Raw genomic sequence first — 18,128 nt, forward strand, 5'->3', positions numbered from 1 at the left:
GCCACCGGCGTGATGCAAAGCAGGAAGGGTTATTTCCGCCGCCGGCCGCCGCGCGAGCGCGTGGACGAGCTGATGCGCTTCTACGGGCTCGACCGGCACGGCCCGCCCTGAGCGGGTCATGGCTCTGCGAGCGCAGCGCGGCAACGAGGGCTGCCGGGGTGTAGCGCCCAGACGGCGCGGCGCGCAGCGTTTACAAACTGTTACTACTTCCTAACGGCCTTGCCCGGCCTTGCGCGCATAATCTTCTTGCCGGGCTTCTGGGGCATCGATCGTGCAACGTTGCTTGACGCCTGCGCGAAAGACAGCCCGCCGCCGCTTTTGGCGAACTGCTTTTTGGGCCCGCCAGTCGCCGCTGCCAGTCGCCGCTGTTGGCGGGCTGCTTTCCGAACCCGCCAGCCGCGGTTTGGCAGCGGGCTGATGTCGAGCCCCAATGGTGCTGGTGCTCCGGTCCTGGCAGAGGAACAGCAACTCATGCGATCGTTGAGACTTTTTGCCGTCGGACTCGCCGCACTGGCCATACTGCTGACGAGCGCCGCTGCCTGGTCGGACGGTGGTCGCCGCGGCCACCACCGCCACCACCACCATTCGCATGGCTCGCGGCTTCAACTCGGCTTCGTCTTCGGTGGCCCGCTCTGGTATCCCGGGCCGGTGTTCCCGTATTCGTATTCGTATCCCTATCCGTATGGGTATGCGCCCGCGATCGTGGTCCCGCCTGCGCCGCGCGTCTACATCGAGCGCGACGAGCGGGTTGCGCAGGAAAGCGCCCCCGGCTACTGGTATTACTGCCGCGAATCGAACACCTACTATCCCTATGTCAAGGAATGTGGGCAACCGTGGCAGCGCGTGCCCGCGCAACCCCGGAATCCTTGAGCCATGACGACGATTCGTTTCCGCCTCGCCATCGCCGGCGCATTGCTCGTGCTAGGCGGCTGCGTCACATTCCCCGGCGGCCCCAGCGTGATGGCGCTTCCCGGCAGCCAGATGAGCTTCGACCAGTTCCGCGCCGATGACTACACCTGCCGCTCGTATGCCTCGCAAAGCATCGGCGGCCAGGACGCGCAACAGGCCGCGGTCAACAGCGGCGTGTCCAGCGCAGTGGTCGGCACTGCAATCGGTGCAGTGGCTGGCGCGGCCATCGGCGGCAGCCGAGGCGCCGGGGTCGGCGCCGGCACCGGTCTGTTGTTCGGTTCTGCAGCGGGTGCAGGCGCAGCCGATACGTCCGGACGGTCGCTCCAGCATCGTTACGACACGGGCTACATCCAGTGTATGTACGCGAAGGGGCACAAGGTGCCGGTCGCGGGACAATTCACCTCCTCCCCGCGGCGAGCAGCCAGCCCGCCGCCACCCCCGGGAACGTATGCGCCGCCGCCAGGCGGCTCGTATGCCCCGCCGCCGGCTCCGGGCACTTACGCCCCGCCGCCGGCCGGCGCCCACGCCCCGCCTCCCGCCCCGGAACGCTGACCCGACGGCGATGGGCTACGGCCGGCACGCCTACGGGCGCGCGCCGGCTTGACAATGCGCCAGCCGAGGCAGAAAAGCCTTCATGGCGCGCCGTCCCGGCCGTAAACGACAAGACAACGCAAGAACGAATGACGGCTCTCGGGGGCGGAAGGGTCTGCCAACGGCCCGAGCCAGCTTGCCCCACGATTCGGGACCAGATCGCGGATTGTGGGCAAGGGGTGCGCAGCGCAGGCATTCGGCCCGGATAACAGGAGAATGCGATCGCAATGCGAGCGACCACGGTCATGCTGCTGCTGCTGGGTTTGATTATTGGAGCCGGCGGCCTGGCGCTCGGCGCCTATCTCGCATCGGGCAATAACGGCTGGCACTCCGCGCTGTGGTTCTCCGTGGTCGGGCTGATCGGCGCGCCGGCGAGCGCCGTATCCTGGAGCTCCCGGCGCAGCAAACGCCGTTCCGCGCTGGCCGGCGTTGCGCTCATGTTGGGCATCCTGGCGAGCATGGGACTGCTGCTCGACCTGACCAGCGAGACCTCCGGCATCACCCTCGCCTGGTCGCAGGTTCCGCTCGCCGTGGCCGCCTGGCTGGTGCTCTGGCTGTCATGGCAGTTCTCCGCCCTCGCGCGCCTGATCATGTTTGAGCCGCCCAAGCTGCGCCAGCGCCTGTCGAGCCGGCGCAAGAGCGGGAGCCACTGACGGCTGCGCCTTCCAGCCCGGTGCCGCGCTAGGCTCGCCGCACGACCTCGGAGGCAGGCGGCCAGGCGCCCGGATGGCACCGCTGGTACTGCGGTGCGAAGTAGGTCTCGGCACCGAGCTCGATGGCCGCATGCCAGGCCCAGCGCGGATCGAACAGGAAGCCGCGCGCTATGGCGACATAGTCGGCGCGGCCTGCGGCAACGATCGCTTCGGCTTGCAGCGCCTGCGTGATCAATCCGACCGCCCCGGTCGTCATGGCGGTGCCGCGCTTGACCGCTTCGGCGAAGGGCACCTGATAGCCAGGCCCGGTCGGAACCTTGGCATCGAGCACCACGCCGCCCCCGGACACGGTGACGAAATCGCAGCCGCGCGCCTTCAATTCGCGCGCATACGCGATCGCATCGTCCGGGCTCCACCCGGTCGGCATGTAATCCGATCCCGGGATGCGTGCACCGAGCGCCCGCTCGCGCGGCCATACCGCACGTACGGCTTCGAACACGTCGAGCGGGAAGCGCATCCGGTTGGCGAGGCTGCCGCCGAAGGCGTCTTCGCGCCGGTTCGCCAGCGGCGAGAGAAACTCGTTCAGCAGATAACCGTGCGCGGAGTGGATCTCGATCAGGTCGAAGCCGACGCGCAACGCGCGCCGCGCGGAAGCCACGAACGCGTCGCGAACCGTAGCCATGCCGGCTTCGTCCAGCGCCCTGGGCATGTGCCAGCCCGGCGCGAGCGCGAGTGCCGAGGGCGCGATCGTTTCCCAGGCGCCCTCCTCCGCGCGCAGCGGGCCGCGTCCTTCCCAGGGCCGTTGCGAAGAGCCCTTGCGTCCGGCATGCGCGAGCTGGATGCCGAGCTTGATCGGGGAGACCGAGCGGCACGCCTGCACGACGCGGCTCAGCGCCGCCTCGTTCTCATCGGACCACAGGCCCGCGCAACCGGGCGAGATGCGGCCTTGTGCGGTGACGTGGGTTGCCTCCAGCGTGAGCAGTCCGGCGCCCGAGAGCGACAATCCCATCAGGTGCTGCAGGTGCCAGTCGTTGCAGGTGCCGTCGCGCGCACTGTACTGGCACATCGGAGATACCGTCACGCGATTGGCGATCTCGATGCCCCCCAGCGCGAGCGGCGAAAACAGCAGGCTCATGCAAAACTCCTCGAAGCGACCGTGCACGGTTCGCAAATCCAGCAGCCGGGTTGCGTATGCCGATGGAATTCAGCCGAAATAGCCGATGAAGCGCCACCAGAGATAATCGAGCGGCAGCAGTACGGCAAAGCTCGGCAGGGCGAGCAGCAAAGTATAGCGGGCGGCCGCGCGTAAACCTATGCCGGTGAGCTGCATGCCGACCACGAGCGGGGGCACGGCATAGGGAAGCATTATGTTGGAGAAACCGAGCGCTGCCGTCATGAGCGAAGCCTGCAGCGACCATCCCGTGGCGGCGGCGATCTGCTCGCCGAGCGGCACCATCAGACCGGGCTGCGCCGGATTGGTCGTCACCATGCAGGCGATCGTGGCCGCGATGGCGAGCAGCATGAAGTTGCGGAAATCCTCGCCCGGCACGAGTGCGAGTGCCGGCAGCACCAGCGCGCCCAGTGCCGCGCTGGTACCGGTTTGCGTCACCACCGCGCCCAATCCCAGCACCGCGCCGATGTAGAAGTACGGACCGTACTTGATGCTGTCGTTGAAAGCGGCGAGCGGCATGACACCAATGCGCGGCAGCATGACGGCAAGCCCCGCGGCGAGCGCAATCCAGCCGGGACGGATGCCGTGCACGACGTCGGTCGTCCACAGCGCCAACGCCGCGAGCAGAATGAGCGACAGACGTATCTCTTTCGCGCTCATGCGCGAAACGGCACGCACGCCGGCCGCGCGCTCGATGCGCGCCGGAAACAGCCAGCATGTGGCCGCGACGATCAACGCCATCTTGGCGAGCCCGAGCACGGGAAACTGCACCCAAAGGTACTCGCCGTAATCGAGATGAATGCCATGCACGGCCTCGGCGGCGCCGGCAAGCACGAGGTTCGGTGCGTTGGCTGGGAGGATGCTGGTGCCGATCTGGAAGCTCGCCACGATCGCGGCGAGCATGAGCCCGGTATGGCCCGAACTGCCCGCAGCGAGGCCGATGTGGCGTGCGAGGCCGGAGAGGATCGGAACGAGCAGCAGCACGCGCCCGAGCGTGGCCGGCATGACGAAGCAAAGCGCTGTCGCCACCACGACGGTCGCGCTCACGAGCAACGAATACGAGCCCGTGAAGCGCCCGAGCAGCGCCAGTGCGAAGCGCTCGCCGAGCCCGGTGACGCGCACCGCTTCGGCGATGAACAGGCCGCCCAGCACGAGCCACAGCGTTCCGGACGTGAAACCGGAGAACACCACGCTGGCCGGCGCGACTTCGATCAGCACGGCCAGAAGCAGGAAAAGCAGCCCGGTGATGTGCTCGGGCAGTCCCTGTGTGGCCCACATGCCGACGGTGAACACGACCAGCCCCGCCGTACGCATGACGACGGGCGAAACGCCGGGCGGCGGCGGGACGAAGAAAATGATCGCCGCAACCAGCACGATCGCGAGCTTCAGCACGGTGCGCATGCAATCCCTGGCGGCGGATCCCCGGCTCGTTACGGCGCCCGATCGACCGGCAGATAGCCCGCCTTGCGAAACAGCGCCTGCGACTGCGGCGAGCGCAGGTGCGCGATGAAGGCGCGTGCGAGATCCGCGTTGGCCGCCGTGCGCACGATCACCGCGGCATACGCGATGCCCTCGGTGCGGGGCTCGGTGAGCGGTCCCAGCACCGCGACGCCGGCCGAGCCCACGAGGCCGCTCATCGCGCCGATGCCGATGTCGGCCGTGCCGGCCGCCACGCGCTTGGCGATCTCGCGCGCATCGGCGAGGTAGCGCGTACGGGCGCGAAGCTCCTCGGCAAGCCCGAGCCGCTCCAGCAGCTCGGCGGTCTGCGCGCCGCCCGGTACGCCGAGATTTACGTCCGGCACCACCAGCGACTGCGCTCGACGCAGCGTTTCGGCGAGCGAGGCTGCATCGCGGACCTCGGGCGCAATCTCGTGCAAGGGCAGCGCGAGCGCCAGGGCGCTGCGCACGAGCGGCACGAGACTTCCCTCGACCCCGCGGCCGAGCCGCACCAGCGCATCGGCTCCCTGCGCAGTGCCGATGGCAACATCGGCCCGTTCGCCGGTTGCAATGCGCTTGTGCACTGCCGCCACGCCCGCGAACACGAACTCGATACGGTGCCCGCCTGCGCGCGCGAAGGCGCGGGCGGATTCCACGATCGGTGTGCGCAATGCACTCGGGCACATCACCCGAAGGTCGGCCGCAGCCGCAGCCGGGCACACGCCCAGATACGAGCCGATCGCGAGCGCTAGCGCAGCCACGCGCATTCGCATCACGTCGGCAATTCGGGTGCGCACTCGGATGCAGATCCGGATTGCGGACTCGGGTGCAAATCCGATTTTCCCGGCCGCGTCGCGCAATCCCAAAATGCGGGCGTCTCTCTCATGGACAGCGATCGAAAGTGTGCTGCTCGTCGCCGATCAATGGATATCGGGCTCGGGTGTGAACGCGGCGCCTTCGAGGAAATCGAAGTCGCAACCCTTGTCGGCCTGCGTGACGTGGCGCGCATACAGCGCGCCGTAGCCGCGCTGGAAACGGGGCGATGCGGGCTCCCACTCGGCGCGCCGGCGCGCGAGCTCCGCTTCCGGGACGTGCAATTGCAGCCTGCGCGCGTCCACGTCGAGCTCGATCAGATCGCCGTCGCGGACGAATGCGAGCGGCCCGCCGACATGCGATTCGGGCGCCACGTGCAGAACGCAAGCACCGTACGAGGTGCCGCTCATGCGCGCATCGGAGATGCGCAGCATGTCGCGCACGCCGCGGCGCAGCAGCTTCTTCGGGATCGGCAGTTGTCCCCACTCCGGCATGCCGGCGCCCAGCGGCCCGGCATTCTGCAGCACCACAACCGAGTTCTCATCGATCGCAAGCGCCTCGTCGTCGATGCGGGCCGCCATGTCGTCGTAATTGCGGAACACGACCGCCGGCCCCTTGTGGCGCATCAGGTGCGCCTCGGCGGCCGTCGGCTTGATCACCGCGCCGTCGGGCGCGAGATTGCCGCGCAGCACGACGAGACCACCGCTCGGGCTCAGCGCTTCGGCGCGCGTGCGGATGACGTCGGGCTTGTAGATGCGAGCGCCGGCGATGTTCTCGCCCAGCGTTTTTCCGTTGGCGGTTTTGCAATCGAGGTCGAGCGCATCGGTCAATTGCGCGAGCAGCGCCCGCAATCCGCCGGCATAGTAGAAGTCTTCCATCAGATACATGCCGGCCGGACGAATGTTCGCGAGCACGGGCGTAGAGCGCGACAGCTCGTCGAAGCGTTCCAGCCGCAACGCTATGCCGGCGCGGCCCGCCATGGCGATCAGGTGAATGAGGGCGTTGGTCGATCCGGACAGCGCATGGGTCGCAACGATCGCGTTGTCGAACGCCGCAGCCGTCAACAGCTCGCTCGGCTTCAGATCCTCCCATACCATGTCGACGATACGCCGCCCGCTCGCGGTGGCCATGCGGCCGTGGTTGGCATCGGCCGCCGGAATGGAGGCCGCGCCCGGCAGCGTGAGGCCGAGGGTCTCGGCCACCGACGTCATGGTGGAGGCCGTGCCCATGACCATGCAATGGCCGGGCGAGCGGGCGATGCCTTCCTCGACTTCCATCCAGTCGTTCTCCGTGATGGTCCCCGCGCGCAGCTCCGCCCAGTACTTCCACGAATCGGTGCCGGAGCCGAGGAACTCGCCGTGCCAGTTTCCGCGCAGCATCGGCCCTGCCGGAAGATAGATCGCCGGAAGGTTCGCGCTGGTGGCGCCCATGATGAGCGCCGGCGTGGTCTTGTCGCACCCGCCCATGAGGACCGCGCCATCGACGGGATAGGACCGAAGCAGCTCCTCGGCATCCATTGCCAGCAGGTTGCGGTACATCATGGTGGTGGGCTTCTGGAACGGTTCGGCCAGGGTGATCGCCGGCAGCTCCAGCGGGAACCCGCCCGCCTGCCACACGCCGCGTTTCACTTCCTCCACCCGCTGCTTGAAGTGGTAGTGGCAGGGGTTGATGTCGCTCCAGGTGTTGATGATGCCGATCACCGGCTTGCCGGCGAAGTCTTCGCGCGCGAAGCCCATCTGCAGCGTGCGCGAGCGGTGGCCGAACGAGCGCAGATCCTTCACCCCGTACCAGCGGTGACTGCGCAAGTCCTCGGGGCGTTTGCGATTGACGGCCATGAGCGGTGACCTTTCAACGAGGCGGGGAAAAGGGAAAAAGGGGACGCACACAATTTCCCTGGGGTGGAAATTGTGGGGGCCGGAAATTGTGTGCGTCCCCTTTTTCCCGACGTGCGCCGATTGTGCCAAATACGGGCGTGCTTGGACACACGCGCAGTGTCAGGACGGTTGCGCCGTGGCACGACGGCGGCGCCGTGAGTTAGACTTCGTTCCGACCAATCCGCCGAGGTGCCGCCATGTCCGCCGTTCTGCAAAGCCCGCCGCTGTCGCACAACATCACCCGACTGTCGCACCTGGACCTGCCCGGCGCCGGCCAGGTGTACGTCGCGGGCCAATACGCCTACGTCGGCCATATCACCAACAAGGAACGGCTCGGCACGTCGATCGTCGACGTCTCGGACCCGCGCAAGCCGAAGTTGCTGAGCCAGATCTTCCTCGACGACCCGGACTCGCACAGCCACAAGGCGCGCGTGATCGGCGACATCATGATCGTCAACCACGAGCGCAATGCGAGCGGCATCGGCCGCAAGGCCGACGAGCTGCCGAAGCTGCGCAAGGACCTGCAGGCCGAGCTCGGCCGGGCGCCGACCCATGCCGAGCTCGCTGCCAGGCTGGGTGTCGCCGAATCGGACATTCCGGCCGTGGAAGCGGCCGATAAGAAGCCCTATCAGCTGGGCGGCTTTCGCGTCTACGACGTTTCGGTCCGCGCCAACCCGAAACAGATCGTGCATCACAAGACCCACGGCATCGGCGTGCATCGCTTCGACATGGATGCGAACTACGCCTACATCTCGACCGAGATGCCGGGCTACGTCGGCAACATCCTGGTCACCTACGACATCCGCAACCCGGCCAAGCCGGAAGAAGTCTCGCACTGGTGGCTGCCCGGGCAGCACGTCGAGGGCGGCGAGAAGCCGACCTGGCCGGGGCGCCAGCATCGGCTGCACCATGCGCTGCGCTTCGGCGACGAGCTGTGGGCGGGCGTGTGGCACGGGGGCGTGCGCATCATCGACGTGAAGGACATCCGCAAGCCGAAAACGGTAGGCGCGTACAACTACCACCCGCCGTTCCCTGAGCCGTCGCATACCTTCATGCCTGTGCCTTCCCCCATCAAGGGCCGCAAGATCGCGCTCGCCATCGACGAGGAAGACCATGCGCATAGCCCGGAAGAGATGGCGCGCCGGCGCGGGCGCCCGCACGGCTGCCTATGGGTGCTCGACGTCACCGACTATTCGAACATTCAGCCGCTCGCCATCTACGAGGTGAGCGAGCTGGACTCGCCCTGGAGCCGAGCCACGCCGGGACGCTTCGGCGCCCACCAGTTCCAGGAGCACATGAAGGACACGCTGGTGTATTGCGCCTGGTTTGCCGGGGGATTGCGCGTGGTCGACGTGGCCGATCCGACGGCGCCGGAGGAAGTCGCGTACCACGTCCCCGAGCCGGCGCGCGGCCGCGCGGCGCCGCAGACCAACGACTGCGATATCGACGATCGCGGCCTCATCTACATCGTGGATCGCTATTCGGGATTCGAGATCCTGGAGCTGCAGAAGCGCTAGAGACGACGCGTCGATTCAGCGCGCAGTCCTCTGCTCTGGCGTTCATCGAGAATCCGGCATGTCGTCCGCAGCCCCACCCGGTGCGCAGCCCTCGCTGTGCGCAGCGCCCGACCCGGCTCCGCGCAAGCCGCGTCTCGCGCTCCCGCCGCTGAGCTGCGACTGTCATGCGCACATCTGCGGTCCCGGGAGCCGCTATCCGTACTGGCCGGGGCGCGTCTACACGCCGCCCGACTGCCTGCTGCCCGCGTATCGCCACATGCTCGCCACGCTCGGCGTCGAGCGCGCGGTGCTGGTGCAGCCGAGCGTCTACGCCACCGACAACCGCGCGCTGCTCGCTGCGCTCGAGCAAGCCGGCCCCGTCTTTCGCGGCGTCGCGGTGGTGGAGGAGGCGATCGGCGAGGACGAGCTCGAACGCCTGCATGCCGCCGGCGTTCGTGGCGTTCGCTGCAACATCGTCGACATCCATGAGGACAAGGGCAAGCTGCCGGTTCCGCTGCTGCAGCGGCTGGCGCAGAAAATCCGGCGCTTCGGCTGGCACATCGAGCTCCTGATGCATGCCGACGAGTTTCCCGACATGGATCGGGCCTTCGCCGATTTGCCGGTCGACATCGTGCTCGGCCACCTGGGGTATCTCGGCACCGGCAAGGGAACCGGCGACCCCGGCTTCCAGGCGTTGCTGCGCCTCATGCGCGCGGGCAAGGCCTGGGTCAAGCTCACCGGCCCGTACCGCATTTCGACCACCGCGCTGCCGCACGCGGACACCGTGCCGCTCGCGCATGCGTTGCTCGATGCGGCGCCCGGACGCGTCGTCTGGGGCACCGATTGGCCGCATGTGATGGTGAAAGGATCCATGCCCAACGACGGCGACCTGTGCGACCTGCTCGCCGATTGGGTTCCGGATGCGGAACTGCGCAAGCGCGTGCTGGTGGACAATTCGGCGGCGCTGTACGGCTTCTGAGCGCGGCTGCGAATCAATCGCGCGATTGACACCGGCCAGCGGCACCGACTAGTGTAGCGCGCCCGGGCAACGGCGCCGCGTTCCGGGCAAACGCGGATTCAGTCACCCCGGCGCACCGAACGCAGCGAGGAGCAAGCAAATGACATTTTCATCGCGGGCAGCGGCGGCCGCTGCATTGGCCTGCCTGGGTTGCGCAAGCGCGGTGGCACAGGACTACCCCAGCAAGCCGGTTCGCATTTTGGTCGGATTCGCGGCCGGCGGCGGCACCGACATCATGGCGCGGACCGTCGGCGCAAGTATTTCGCAAACGCTGAAGCAGCAGTTCGTGGTCGAGAACCGCCCGGGCGCGAATGCCAACATCGCGGCCAAGATGGCCGCCGACGCCGCGCCGGACGGCTACACGATCCTGTTCATGTCGGTCGCTCACATCATGAGCAAGCCGGTCTACACCAACCTTGGCTACGACATCGAACGTGACCTCGCGCCGATCACCGTCGTCTCCAACGTGCCGAACGTGCTGTGTGTGCACCCCTCGCTGCCGGTGAAGACGGTGAAGGACGTGATCGCGCTGGCGAAATCGCGCCCGGGCGAGCTGACCTACGGAACTTCCGGCGTCGCCAGTCCCGAGCATTTCGCCGGCGAAATGTTCAAGATGATGACCGGCACCAATCTGCTGATGGTCCCGTACAAGGGCGGCGGCCCGCTCGCGATCGCGCTGATCGGCGGCCAGATCGCATCGGCCTTCAACACCATGCCGCCCATCATTCCGCACGTTCGCGCCGGCCGCGCCAAGGCCATCGCGGTCACGATGGAAAAGCGCGCCGCGGTCCTGCCTGACGTGCCCACCATCGCCGAAACCGTGCCAGGCTATTCGATGAGCACGTGGTACGGCGCGATGGTGCCGGCGAAGACGCCGCGCGAGATCGTGCTCAAGCTCAATCGGGCGATGCTGCAGGCGCTGGCGACCCCCGAGATCAAGCAGCGTCTGGCCTCGCTCGGCGCGGAGATCGTGGCGAGCAGCCCGGAACAGACGGCGGCGTTCTTCAAGACCGAGCTCGCCAAGTACACCAAGGTCGCGAAGACAGCGGGCATCCGCGGGGATTGAGTTGCCGGCGGGTGGTTACAAAGCCAAGGAAAACCACACCACCCCGTCGGCTCTGCCGACACCCCTCCTCATGAGAGGAGGGGAAGGTTTAGTCTCCCCTCCTTCCTAAGGAGGGGTGCCCGCGTGAGCGGGCGGGGTGGTCCTTCCCAAGGACGGGGTGCCCGCGCGAGCGGGCGGGGTGGTTCGAAGCTAAGCGAGGCCGAGAAACCGCGCCGCATTCGAATACATGAGCTGCGGCAACAATTCCGGCCTGATGGGCAGCGCACGAAACCACTCGGCATAGCGCTGCACGCCGATGAACGGATACGAGCTCGCATACAGGAAACGATCGGCAAGAAAGCCGTTGGCCGCGCGGATGTAGTCGTCCATGCCGGGCATGTTGCACAGGTACTGATCGGGCGACAGATAGACGTTGGGGCGGCGAAACGCCACATGCAGGATCTCGCTCACCCAGGGCCAGGCGCCGTGAGTGAGCGCGATGCGCAGCTGCGGAAAATCGGCCGCGACCCGATCGACGTGAACCGGGTTTGTATAAGACAGATCCGGCCCGGCGCTGCCGCCCGCCATGATCGTGACCGGGATGTCCCTGTCCTCGCAATAGGCGTAGATCGGGTACAGGCGCCGGTCGTCGCTGTAAAGCGGCTGCGGATAGGCGCCCGGCTCCAGGTTGATGCCCTTCAATCCGAGCGCCATGGCCTCGTCGATCTGCGCGATCGCCCGCTTGCGCTCGCTCGGATCGATCGAGCCGACGCCGACGAAGCGCCCCGGCCACGCGCGCACGATATCCGCGACGTCGCTGTTGCTCACCGAGCCATACAGCCCGGAATATCGGCCCATCACCACACCGCAGTTCACGCCCGCCTGCTCCATTTCGGCGAGCAGCATCTCCATCGACTTGGCCTGCGCGGAAGCCGCCGGCTCCATGCCGTGTTGGCGCGTGATGCCGTCGCGCCGCTGCGCTTTTGCGTACATGACCATGTCGAGGAGGCCCTTGACCGGGGGCCGCAAACGAAAATCGATCACGGCCATGGTCAGCGCTTCCCTGCCGAGCGCCACAGCTCGGCGACGACCGACAAGTCGCGCGCGCTACTGCCTTGCAGCTGCAGCAGGCGGTAGAGCTCCTGCGCGGCTCCGAGAATCGGAACGGAGGACACGGTGCTCGCGGCCAGCTGCTGCAGCATCATCATGTCGTCGCACACATGCGCGACCGTCACGCGCGCGGGCTCGTACTCGCCCGCCGCAATGCGCGGCCCGAACGACTCCAGCGCCTTGCTCGGCGCGCCCTGGTTCAACGCCTCGGACAAGCGCGCCAGGTCTAGCCCCGAGCGAGCGCCCAGCATGAACGCTTCGTTCACCAGCGCAACCGTTGCGTAGCTCAACACATTGCTGATGAGCTTGGCCGTGTGGCCATGGCTGAGTGGGCCGACGTGCACGAAGGTATCGCCGAGCCCTTTCAAAACCGGCATCGCCCGCTCGATGTGACGCGGCTCGCCGCCGAGAAAGAACGCGAGCTTGCCCTGCTTGGCGCCGGCCACGCCGCGGGTCATGCCCGCATCCACCAAGGCGATATCGCGCCCCGAGAGCTGCTCGCCGAGGCGCCGCGTGCTGGCGGGGTCGCTGGTCGTACAGTCCAGCACGAGCGTTCCCGCGCTCGCTGCGGCAAGGACTCCGCCCGCGCCGGCAACGATAGCTTCCACTTCGGCAGATGTCGGCAGGCTCAGCACTACGATCTCGCAACCGGCAACGGTTTCGGCAACGCTTGCGCAGACACGAGCCCCGAGTTGCGCGAGCCGCGCGGCCGGCTCCGCGCGCCGATGGTGCAGGATGGAGAGCTCGAATCCTTTCTGCAGCAAGTTGGCCGCCATGGGCTCGCCCATGGCGCCGACGCCGATGAATGCTACCCGCATGAACTTCCTCCTCGTAGCTTATCGTGAGTGGCTGACCAGCCGCAAAACGCTGTGCGCTCCCCTCTCCCCCCGGGAGAGGGGTTGGGGGTGAGGGAGCGCGCGTGCAATGATGATTGTTGATAGCTCGCTAGAGTTGAACGCCGCTTTCGCGTTCCCAGTAACGCACGATCTCGGTGTGGTCGCAGGCGGGGCCGAGCGCGGCACCGGCGGCTTGCCACAGCGCCAGCACCTTCTCCGCGAGCGGCGCAGCCGCGCCGAGCCGCTGCGCCGTATCCACCGCGATTCGCAGGTCCTTGGCGATGAACCCGATCGGCATGCCGGCCGCATACTTGCGCGTCACGACCTGCGGAACGATCTTCTTGTCGATCGGATGATTGCGCCCGGTGCACATCGCCTGCATGGTATCGATCATGAGCGCGGTGTCGATGCCGAACTTCGCGCCGATGGTCAGCCCTTCGATCACGTTGATCAAGGCGCAGGCGTTGATGTAGTTGTTGATCGCCTTGAGCGCGTGGCCGCTGCCAGCCGCACCGCAACGGTAGACCTTGCGCCCCAGCGCGGCGAACACCGGCTGCATCGCGTCGAGCGCTTCGGCCTCGCCCGCAGCCATGATGTCGAGCGAAGCGTCGCAGGCGAAGGGCACCCCGCCCATGACCGGTGCATCGACCAAGCGAATGCCGCGCGCCGACAGTTCGGCCCCCAGCGAGCGCGTGGCCATGGGGTCGGATGTGCCCATGTCCGCCACGATGGCCCCCGGCTGCAGGCCTGCCGCCACGCAGTCGCCGCCATCGCCGAGCACGACTTGGCGCACGACGTGGTGATCGGGGACCATCGTCACCACGCACTGCACCCGTGCGGCGAGATCGGCGAGCGACGATGCAGCCACAGCGTTGCATTGCGCCGCGAATTCGCGCGCGCGCTCCGGGCGAGCGTCGTGAACGGTCAGCTCGAATCCGGCATGCGCAAGGTTGGCCGCCATCGGCCAACCCATGTTGCCGATGCCCACGAAACCGATGCGGTGGATCGCCATGGCCCTGTCCTTGCGGTCGCGGCTCGCGCACCGCAAGCCGAGCGCTCAACCCGCTATGGGTGTCTCGCCTCTCACCCGGATGCGATACAGCGCGCGATCGCTCCTGGGCTCGAACGACATGCGGTGCAGCGTGCAGCGGTTATCCCAGATGAGCAGATCGCCCTTGCGCCAGCGGTGAGCATAGACGAACCGCGGCTGCGTGGCGAACGCTTCGAGCTGTTCGATCAGCTTGCGGCTGTCGTCTTCGCGCAGGCCCGCGGCGCGTGCCACCACTTCCTTGGCGAGATAGAGCGCTCGCTTGCCCGTTTCCGGATGAACCCGCACCAGAGGATGCTCGGCGCCCTGGCGCTGGGCGCCGGCCGTCTCGGGCAACCCTGCCGCGGGATCGAGCGCACGCGCGACGTGCAGGCCGCGCAGCTTCTGCACCAGCAGCTGCTTCTCCGGCGCGAGCGCGTTGAATACCGAATACATGTTGACGAATTCGGCGCTGCCGCCGTCGGCGCCGTTCATGCCATAAAGCAGCGTCACCGCCGGAGGGACAACCTCGTGCGAGCGATCCGAATGCCAATAGGAAGGCTCCAGCCCGCCTTGCACCGAGTCACCGAGAACGCTCACTTGCGGCAGACCGGGCAGCGGTTGCTCCTCGACCGGCGTGAGCTCGGATTCACCGAAGCGCGCGGCGAAGCGCGCCAGCAAACGGGCGTCGAGCGCCTGGCTGCGCAGATAAATGACGCCGTAGCGGTGGAAGATCTGGAGGATGCGCGCGAAGCAGGCATCCGAAAGCGGCGCGGACAGGTCCACGCCTCGCACCTCGGCGCCGAGATCCGGCGTCATCGCCACCGCCGACACGTCGGCGGCCAAGCATACCTTGCCTTGCGCCATGAAAGCCTCCGTCGGAAAAGGGCGCATTGCGAAAACCGTACCCTCGGACGGATTTCCGCCCGGGCAGGCTACGGCGAACGCGTCGCCTCTTTAGCCGGAGACGTCGGGCTTCAAGCCCGCTTGTTCCACGCCATGGGCACCGCAGGCTTCGTCTTCGTCGCCGCTGGCACCGCTGATGCCCACGGCGCCCAGGATGGCACCGGCGGCATCTCGAATCAGCACGCCACCCTGCTGCGGGAGAAACTTTCCCGAAGAAGTTGCGGCGAGCGTCAGAAAAAAATTCGGGTTCTGCTTGGCCCGGTTCGCGAGTGCCCGGCTCGAGCAACCCATGGCAACAGCGCCCCAGGCCTTGCCCTGGCCGATCTCGACCCGGAACATGCTGGCGCCATCTTCGCGCTTGACGGCCTTGATGTAGCCGGAATCGTCCAGAACGACCACCGCAAGCGGCGGCAGCTTCATCTGACGAGCCTTTGCCAGCGCCTGGTCGATGATGATATCGGCTTGCTTCAGTGTGAGTAGCGACATGATCCCTCCAATCGTTCTACGAGGGGATATATTTTTTTTGGTGAGATGGCCCGCGCACGGTCGCGCGCGGGTAAAGTCTTGCCGCGAACGACTATACGGCCCGCCGCGCGACAGTGTCAATCGTGCACGGCGCGCCGTCGCAGGAACTGCATCACGGTTGCCCGACTGCGTGGCTGCCCGTGATAATTCGGCCTTTCCGAACAATTCGACGGATTCCAGCATGAGCAAGCCTCGTCCGGATGCGGCCACGCCGTTCGTCCATCAGGAGATGTTCCCGCTCGGACCCGACGCGACGCGCTATCGCAAGCTCGACGTGGGCGGCGTCGGCGTGATCGAGGCGGCTGGCCGGCGTTTTCTGCAAGTCGAGGGCGAAACGATTCGCGCTCTCACCCGTGAAGCGATCCGGGACATCTCGCATCTATTTCGAGCCGGTCACTTACAGCAATTGCGCAACATCCTGGACGACCCGGAAGCGTCGGCCAACGACCGCTTCGTCGCCCTGGATTTGCTGAAGAATGCGGCCATCGCGTCCGGATTCGTCCTGCCCTCGTGCCAGGATACCGGCACGGCCATCGTCAAGGCGAAGAAAGGCGAACAGGTCTGGGTGGAGGGCGACGATCGGACGGCGATCGCGTACGGCGTATACGATGCCTACGCCGCACTGAACCTGCGCTATTCGCAGATGGCGCCGAGGACGACCTGGGACGAGACCAACACCGGCAACAACCTGCCGGCCGAGATCAAGCTCGAAGCGGTCCCGGGCGACGCTTACAAGTTCCTGTTCATCACCAAGGGCGGCGGCTCGGCCAACAAGAGCCTGCTCTACCAGGAGACCCGGGCGTTGCTTGCGCCCGATACCTTGATGAGCTGGCTGGACGAGAAACTGCGCGGCCTGGGCACCGCGGCCTGCCCGCCTTACCACCTGGCGATCGTGCTGGGCGGCACGTCGGCGGAGCTCGCACTCGATACCGCCAAGCTTGCGTCCACGCGCTACCTCGATGGCTTGCCCGCCGAAGGCAATGCCCACGGACATGCGATCCGCGACCGGGAGCTGGAGAGCCGCGTGCTCGCGCTCACGCAGCGCTTCGGCATCGGCGCGCAGTTCGGCGGCAAGTATTTTTGCCACGATGTTCGCGTCATACGCCTGCCGCGTCACGGCGCTTCGTTCCCGGTCGCCATCGCCGTATCGTGCTCGGCCGATCGCCAGGCGCTCGGGAAGATCACCGCCGAGGGCGTGTTCCTGGAGGAGCTCGAACGCGATCCGGCGCGCTTCCTGCCCGACGTTCGGGCCGAGGGCCTTAGCGGCGAGGTGGTGCGAATCGACCTCAACCGGCCGATGAGCGATATCCGCAACCAGCTTTCCCAGTGCGCGGTGAAGACGCGCGTCATGCTGAGCGGACCGATGGTGGTGGCGCGCGATATCGCGCACGCGAAGATCAAGGAGCAGCTCGACGCCGGGCATGGGTTGCCGGCATATCTGAAGGATCACTGCGTCTACTACGCCGGTCCGGCCAAGACGCCGGAAGGCTATGCGTCCGGATCGTTCGGGCCCACCACGGCCGGGCGCATGGACAGCTACGTCGAGCAGTTTCAGGCCAACGGCGGCAGCTACGTCATGCTGGCCAAGGGCAACCGCTCCAAAGCCGTGACCGAAGCCTGCCGCAAGTACGGCGGCTTCTATCTCGGTTCGATCGGCGGTCCGGCCGCGCGGCTCGCGAAGGACTGCATCCGCAAAGTCGAGGTACTCGAGTACCCGGAGCTCGGCATGGAAGCAGTCTGGCGCATCGAAGTCGAAGATTTCCCCGCTTTCGTCGTGGTCGACGACAAGGGCAATGATTTCTTCGAGGCGGTGACGAAGCCGGTGAGCGTAGTGAAGCGTGAGAAGTGAAGCGCTTCATCCCTTCGGGATGAAGCGCAACGCGATGCCGTTATTGCAATAGCGCAGCCCCGTCGGCGGCGGACCGTCCTCGAACAGGTGGCCGTGGTGACCGCCGCAGCGCACGCAGTGGTACTCGGTGCGCGGCAAGATCAGCTTGAAGTCGCGCCGGGTTGCAAGGGCCTGCGGGATCGCGGTGAAGAAGCTCGGCCACCCCGTGCCGCTCTCGTATTTCATGGCCGAGGTGAAAAGCGGCGCCGAGCAGCCGGCGCAGGCGAATACGCCCGGCCGCTTCTCCCGGTTGAACGGACTGCTTCCGGGGCGCTCGGTGCCTTCCTCGCGCAATACCTGGTACTGCTCCGGCGTGAGGGTCTTCTTCCATTCCGTGTCGCTGCGCTGCAGCGGCTCGCGCGAGAGCGCGACATCGGCGCCAGATGCGAGCAGGGTTTTCCATTCCTTTTGCAATTGAGTGATCGTGTCCATGCTGGTGCGTGGGTGAACGGCATTCGCGCGCACCAGCAGACCCGCGGATGCGGCGCCAATGCCGGCGAGACTCACGAAGGTACGACGGTTCATGGCGATTCCTTCGCTGGAACATGAAGATTGCGAGACTACGGCGCCCGCTGCGGCGGCGCCCCGATTGCTCGGTCGTATGGGGTAGGACAATCTTACCGGCTCTTGATTTCGCCCGGTGCGTGAAAGAGCAGCACGCTTTTGCTTGACACGACCCGCGCACACCGCAAAAACTTGCGCAGTCCCATGCGCCCGAGGAGCCTTCATGTCGGAAGATCTGTGCAGCCGGTCCATCGCCGAGTCGGCGCGCCTGATCCGCGCCCGCAAGCTTTCGCCGGTCGAGCTCACGGACGCCTACCTCGCTCGC

Annotated in this window: 17 protein-coding genes; 7 read left to right on the forward strand and 10 right to left on the reverse strand. The window is 66.8% G+C overall.

Annotated elements, in window-relative coordinates:
* The first annotated feature begins 471 nt into the window (after nucleotides 1-471).
* The 3 genes from GEV05_25200 (at nucleotide 472) to GEV05_25210 (ending at nucleotide 2,153) form a co-directional block, all read left to right on the forward strand.
* Nucleotides 472-870, forward strand: coding sequence for a hypothetical protein (locus GEV05_25200; protein ID MPZ46621.1), 399 nt, complete (start codon nucleotides 472-474; stop codon nucleotides 868-870).
* A 3-nt stretch (nucleotides 871-873) separates the two neighbouring features.
* Nucleotides 874-1,461, forward strand: coding sequence for a hypothetical protein (locus GEV05_25205; protein MPZ46622.1), 588 nt, complete (start codon nucleotides 874-876; stop codon nucleotides 1,459-1,461).
* A 284-nt stretch (nucleotides 1,462-1,745) separates the two neighbouring features.
* Complete coding sequence (locus GEV05_25210; GenBank protein MPZ46623.1) at nucleotides 1,746-2,153, forward strand: hypothetical protein; 408 nt, start codon at nucleotides 1,746-1,748, stop codon at nucleotides 2,151-2,153.
* Nucleotides 2,154-2,181: 28 nt separating this feature from the next.
* Here the strand turns inward: GEV05_25210 and GEV05_25215 are convergent, their stop codons facing one another.
* The 4 genes from GEV05_25215 to GEV05_25230 all read right to left on the reverse strand — a co-directional run bounded on the left by GEV05_25215 (nucleotide 2,182) and on the right by GEV05_25230 (nucleotide 7,409).
* Nucleotides 2,182-3,288, reverse strand: coding sequence for an oxidoreductase (locus GEV05_25215; protein MPZ46624.1), 1,107 nt, complete (start codon nucleotides 3,286-3,288; stop codon nucleotides 2,182-2,184).
* A gap of 69 nt (nucleotides 3,289-3,357) precedes the next feature.
* On the reverse strand, nucleotides 3,358-4,725 hold the full coding sequence (locus tag GEV05_25220; GenBank protein MPZ46625.1) for an SLC13 family permease: 1,368 nt from the start codon (nucleotides 4,723-4,725) through the stop codon (nucleotides 3,358-3,360).
* 29 nt (nucleotides 4,726-4,754) lie between these two features.
* Nucleotides 4,755-5,558 carry a molybdate ABC transporter substrate-binding protein gene (gene modA, locus GEV05_25225; GenBank protein MPZ46626.1) on the reverse strand — a complete coding sequence of 268 codons (804 nt, stop codon included), beginning with the start codon at nucleotides 5,556-5,558 and terminating at the stop codon, nucleotides 4,755-4,757.
* Between the two features lie 123 nt (nucleotides 5,559-5,681).
* Nucleotides 5,682-7,409, reverse strand: a complete 1,728-nt coding sequence (locus GEV05_25230; GenBank protein MPZ46627.1) for a dihydroxy-acid dehydratase — start codon at nucleotides 7,407-7,409, stop codon at nucleotides 5,682-5,684.
* A gap of 236 nt (nucleotides 7,410-7,645) precedes the next feature.
* Here GEV05_25230 and GEV05_25235 point away from each other — a divergent pair, with 236 nt between their 5' ends.
* The 3 genes from GEV05_25235 to GEV05_25245 all read left to right on the forward strand — a co-directional run bounded on the left by GEV05_25235 (nucleotide 7,646) and on the right by GEV05_25245 (nucleotide 11,028).
* Complete coding sequence (locus tag GEV05_25235; GenBank protein ID MPZ46628.1) at nucleotides 7,646-8,965, forward strand: RNA polymerase subunit sigma-70; 1,320 nt, start codon at nucleotides 7,646-7,648, stop codon at nucleotides 8,963-8,965.
* Nucleotides 8,966-9,023: 58 nt separating this feature from the next.
* Nucleotides 9,024-9,923: an amidohydrolase family protein gene (locus GEV05_25240; protein ID MPZ46629.1), complete on the forward strand. Its 900-nt coding sequence runs from the start codon at nucleotides 9,024-9,026 to the stop codon at nucleotides 9,921-9,923.
* A 139-nt stretch (nucleotides 9,924-10,062) separates the two neighbouring features.
* Nucleotides 10,063-11,028, forward strand: a complete 966-nt coding sequence (locus tag GEV05_25245; GenBank protein MPZ46630.1) for a tripartite tricarboxylate transporter substrate binding protein — start codon at nucleotides 10,063-10,065, stop codon at nucleotides 11,026-11,028.
* 189 nt (nucleotides 11,029-11,217) lie between these two features.
* Here GEV05_25245 and GEV05_25250 read toward each other — a convergent pair whose 3' ends face one another.
* The 5 genes from GEV05_25250 to GEV05_25270 form a co-directional block, all read right to left on the reverse strand.
* Complete coding sequence (locus tag GEV05_25250; protein MPZ46631.1) at nucleotides 11,218-12,057, reverse strand: amidohydrolase family protein; 840 nt, start codon at nucleotides 12,055-12,057, stop codon at nucleotides 11,218-11,220.
* A gap of 2 nt (nucleotides 12,058-12,059) precedes the next feature.
* Complete coding sequence (locus GEV05_25255; GenBank protein ID MPZ46632.1) at nucleotides 12,060-12,935, reverse strand: NAD-binding protein; 876 nt, start codon at nucleotides 12,933-12,935, stop codon at nucleotides 12,060-12,062.
* A gap of 127 nt (nucleotides 12,936-13,062) precedes the next feature.
* Entirely contained in the window at nucleotides 13,063-13,965 is a 903-nt protein-coding gene (locus GEV05_25260; GenBank protein ID MPZ46633.1) for an NAD-binding protein, read from the reverse strand.
* Nucleotides 13,966-14,010: 45 nt separating this feature from the next.
* On the reverse strand, nucleotides 14,011-14,874 hold the full coding sequence (locus tag GEV05_25265) for a hypothetical protein (GenBank protein MPZ46634.1): 864 nt from the start codon (nucleotides 14,872-14,874) through the stop codon (nucleotides 14,011-14,013).
* 63 nt (nucleotides 14,875-14,937) lie between these two features.
* A complete protein-coding gene (locus GEV05_25270) occupies nucleotides 14,938-15,372 on the reverse strand; it encodes a heme-binding protein (protein MPZ46635.1) in 435 nt (144 codons plus the stop codon).
* Between the two features lie 220 nt (nucleotides 15,373-15,592).
* Here GEV05_25270 and GEV05_25275 point away from each other — a divergent pair, with 220 nt between their 5' ends.
* On the forward strand, nucleotides 15,593-17,260 hold the full coding sequence (locus tag GEV05_25275; protein ID MPZ46636.1) for a fumarate hydratase: 1,668 nt from the start codon (nucleotides 15,593-15,595) through the stop codon (nucleotides 17,258-17,260).
* Nucleotides 17,261-17,266: 6 nt separating this feature from the next.
* On the opposite strand, the gene msrB is transcribed toward GEV05_25275, so the two are convergent.
* Nucleotides 17,267-17,824 (reverse strand): peptide-methionine (R)-S-oxide reductase MsrB, encoded by a 558-nt coding sequence (gene msrB, locus GEV05_25280; GenBank protein MPZ46637.1) that lies wholly within the window; start codon nucleotides 17,822-17,824, stop codon nucleotides 17,267-17,269.
* Between the last annotated feature and the right edge of the window lie 304 nt (nucleotides 17,825-18,128).

The organism is Betaproteobacteria bacterium (assembly GCA_009377585.1).
Classification (GTDB): Bacteria; Pseudomonadota; Gammaproteobacteria; order Burkholderiales; family WYBJ01; genus WYBJ01.